The sequence below is a fragment of the Streptomyces sp. ISL-11 genome (genome assembly GCF_018614525.1).
Taxonomy (GTDB): Bacteria; Actinomycetota; Actinomycetes; order Streptomycetales; family Streptomycetaceae; genus Streptomyces.
In genome coordinates this window covers 9714-10033 of sequence record NZ_JAGGOL010000071.1, presented here as the reverse complement: position 1 = coordinate 10033, position 320 = coordinate 9714, and the positions used below count along the sequence as shown (strand labels likewise).

Annotated in this window: 1 pseudogene; it reads right to left on the bottom strand. The window is 69.4% G+C overall.

The window, feature by feature from the left end:
- Positions 1-271 (bottom strand): annotated as a pseudogene (locus tag J7E86_RS31110) (branched-chain amino acid ABC transporter permease); the annotation flags it as partial.
- Positions 272-320 lie beyond the last annotated feature (49 nt).

The following is a 320-nucleotide window of genomic DNA, read 5'->3' as shown; positions in this document are numbered from 1 at the left end:
GGTAGGCGAAGCGTTCGGCGGCGACGCCGACGGCGACGGAGGCGAGGATGCCGCCGAGGATCATGAGGGGGAGGGCGAGGGCGAGTGCGGTGCCGTCGGGGAGGATGAGGTGGGCGGTCAGTGCGCCGAAGCCGCCGACCATGAAGATCTCGCCGTGGGCGAAGTTGATGAGCTGGACGATGCCGTAGACCATCGTGTAGCCGATCGCGATGAGGCCGTACATCGCGCCGAGGATGAGTCCGTTGGCCAGCTGTTGCGGCAGTTCGTGCACCGCCGGGCCTCCGTGGGGTGGGTTGGGGTGCTGGGTCGTTCGCGGCGGG